Raw genomic sequence first — 1,023 nt, 5'->3', positions numbered from 1 at the left:
TGGACACGGTCTAACGAGAAAGCCGAACGCGCTATTGCCGATTTTATCGGTTTGCCCGTCGAGCAGGTTTTTAGCGACCGCTACCCCAAAAGTCGCCGTCGCATTTTTAAAGCAGCAAAACATGCCAACACAGATTCGCGTGCGCATTCTGCTTTGCGCGGTAATGCTGCTTGAACTTCGTTACACGGCTTTGCGTTTTTGCGCATTTGCCATGAATTTAAATACCATAAGATAAAAAGGTTTATCAATGTCTAAAGATCAGTACGAAATAGGCAAGATAAATTGCATAGAGTTGCATCATAGAACAGCCGTTTGCATGGGTTGGTTCTGGCGATTAGATGGTGGTCATATTGTTTTTATAGGGGGTGGTTATGGTTGCTGCTTGTAATTTATGGACCCCAGAAGCCAGAAGCGATATCGTTAATCCTTATTCGGAGGTTGAACGTTTGGAAGCTATGCTTGCCTGTTCTTTTAAGGCGGTGAGTAGTGGATTTAAACATTTGCCAATCCGGTATATTATTGACCCTCCGCACTGCTTATTTGATGCGGCGTTAGCACGACAGATTGTTATTCATATTTTGCATTATCAGTTTGAGGTGCCGCGGCGGCGTCTTGTTGCCATGCAAGAGCGTGAACGCACTGCTGTTGCTCGTTCTTTGCGTACCATTAACCGGCGTTTGGAAGAACCCGTTTTTGCGAAAGCTTATCGAAGATGGGCAGGGCGTGCGATGGATTTATTCTTTAAAGAGATCAGAAAGGCGGGGGCGTGATGGCACAGTTTCAAAAGCTTGCTCTTGATGTGATTGTGGTACCGGAGCGTATACGCCCTGTGGATGATGAGCATGCCAAGGCACTTGCACAATCAATGGCGCGGGAGGGATTGATGAATCCGATTACGGTGCGCCATACACCTAATGCTAAAGAGGGCAATTACACGCTTATTGCTGGAGCGCATCGGCTTCGTGCTGCTGAGCTTTTGGGCTATAGTGACATTGATGCCGTTGTGGTGCAGGCTGATAAGGA

4 protein-coding genes are annotated in these 1,023 nt (G+C 47.0%); all 4 read left to right on the top strand.

The annotated features are described in order from the left end of the window. On the top strand, positions 1 to 174 hold a 174-nt coding region (locus ACFINZ_RS09930; protein WP_375701427.1), incomplete at its 5' end, for a helix-turn-helix domain-containing protein. Between the two features lie 73 nt (positions 175 to 247). Further along, positions 248 to 388: a hypothetical protein gene (locus ACFINZ_RS09925; RefSeq protein WP_273755279.1), complete on the top strand. Its 141-nt coding sequence runs from the start codon at positions 248 to 250 to the stop codon at positions 386 to 388. Then, positions 372 to 770, top strand: coding sequence for a hypothetical protein (locus ACFINZ_RS09920; protein ID WP_375612308.1), 399 nt, complete (start codon positions 372 to 374; stop codon positions 768 to 770). The genes ACFINZ_RS09925 and ACFINZ_RS09920 overlap by 17 nt, the downstream gene beginning before the upstream one ends. Further along, the coding region (locus tag ACFINZ_RS09915) for a ParB N-terminal domain-containing protein (RefSeq protein ID WP_375701426.1) at positions 770 to 1,023 on the top strand (254 nt) is incomplete at its 3' end. The genes ACFINZ_RS09920 and ACFINZ_RS09915, both read left to right, overlap by 1 nt.

It is taken from the genome of Bartonella sp. AA81SXKL, assembly GCF_042196945.1.
GTDB lineage: Bacteria > Pseudomonadota > Alphaproteobacteria > Rhizobiales > Rhizobiaceae > Bartonella.
Note: the sequence above shows the minus strand (reverse complement) of the source record. Positions and strands in the feature narration are given on the sequence as shown.

Bases quoted from the DNA above. Each gene is read 5' to 3' on its own strand.
- ACFINZ_RS09920 (WP_375612308.1), top strand. From the start codon at position 372: ATGGTTGCTGCTTGTAATTTATGGACCCCAGAAGCCAGAAGCGATATC.
- ACFINZ_RS09925 (WP_273755279.1), top strand. From the start codon at position 248: ATGTCTAAAGATCAGTACGAAATAGGCAAGATAAATTGCATAGAGTTG.